Source organism: Aeromonas sp. s1(2024), assembly GCF_040908005.1.
Taxonomy (GTDB): Bacteria; Pseudomonadota; Gammaproteobacteria; order Enterobacterales; family Aeromonadaceae; genus Aeromonas; species Aeromonas caviae.
Genome location: NZ_JBFOCW010000044.1, coordinates 1 through 1,159, shown reverse-complemented (window position 1 = coordinate 1,159; position 1,159 = coordinate 1). Strand labels below are relative to the sequence as shown.

Genomic DNA, 1,159 nt, shown 5'->3' with positions numbered 1-1,159 from the left:
CGGTGTCTTGTTTACGCTACTTTAGTGCGCACTTCCTTCGGTATCAATTTCAGACCCTTCTTGAACATGCTGTAGGGGGTCTGACCCTCCATCATCCTGCCCTGATGTGGCCGCTGGGTGTTGTAGTGTTCCAGGTAGCTATCCAGGTCTGTCTGCATCTGTTCTACCGACTCATACCAGGTCGTTCTCCCCTTGATACGGAAGTGTTCATCCAGCAGTGTGCGATGCAGTCGCTCGATAAAACCGTTGCTCTGCGGCCTGCGTACCTTGGTTGTCCGGTGTTCAATTCCCTCCAGTTGCAGAAACAGCTCGTAGGGATGATGGTCTGGGCGCCCACAGAACTCGCGCCCGTTATCTGACAGGATGGTATAGACCCGAGCCTCATGGGCTTCGAAGAACGGCAGTACCGTTTCATTGAGCACATGAACCGAGGTCACCGGCAGCTTGCTGGTGTAGAGCCGTCCCCAGGCATGGCGACTGTAGCAGTCCAGCACGGTTTGCAGATACACCTTGCCAACCCCCTTGAGCGCGCCGACGAAGAAGGTGTCAACCGCCACCAGTTCTCCGGTGTAGTGGACCTCAATCTGGCGTTCGCGAAACTCGGGGCTGAAGCGTTCTAACAGGCGGATCTGCTCGTCATTGAGCTCAATGGTCTGCTCCCGGTGGGTTTTCTCGAGGCGCAACAAGCGGTCGTGTTTGGAGAGCAAGTCGTGACGTTGCCACACGCCACGCACACCACCCGCACTGACATTGATGCCTTGCAGAGCCAGTTCTTGGGCGACCCGCAGCGGGCCATGAGTGGGTCTGGTGAGGGAGTAATCGAGGATGGCCTGTTCAATCTCAGGAGCGACCCGATTGGGATGAGCCCCTTTACACCCGGGCAATTTGTCGAGCAATCCCTCGGCGCCATAGGTCTGGTAGTTACGGCGAATTTCGTAGAACTGCTGACGGCTGTAGCCGATGAGCTTGCAGGCTTTGCTGACGTTATTGAGCTCTTTGGCGAGCTCTAGCAAGCTGAGTTTACGACGTGCTACTTTCTCGTTGGTGGTCATACGGTGACTCCAGATAACACGGTAGGGGTACCGTTTTGTTATCCGGTTTGAAGCCGTATGACCACTCCCTTTTGTGGGCAACTGTCAGGTGAATACCATCTCCATAC

1 protein-coding gene is annotated in these 1,159 nt (G+C 55.5%); it reads right to left on the bottom strand.

The genetic code is table 11. From position 1 onward, the window contains the following. Positions 1–11: 11 nt before the first annotated feature. The gene (locus tag AB5Y70_RS10425) at positions 12–1,052 is read right to left on the bottom strand and encodes an IS481-like element ISAs19 family transposase (protein WP_042864152.1); all 1,041 of its coding nucleotides are present in this window, start codon (positions 1,050–1,052) and stop codon (positions 12–14) included. Positions 1,053–1,159 lie beyond the last annotated feature (107 nt).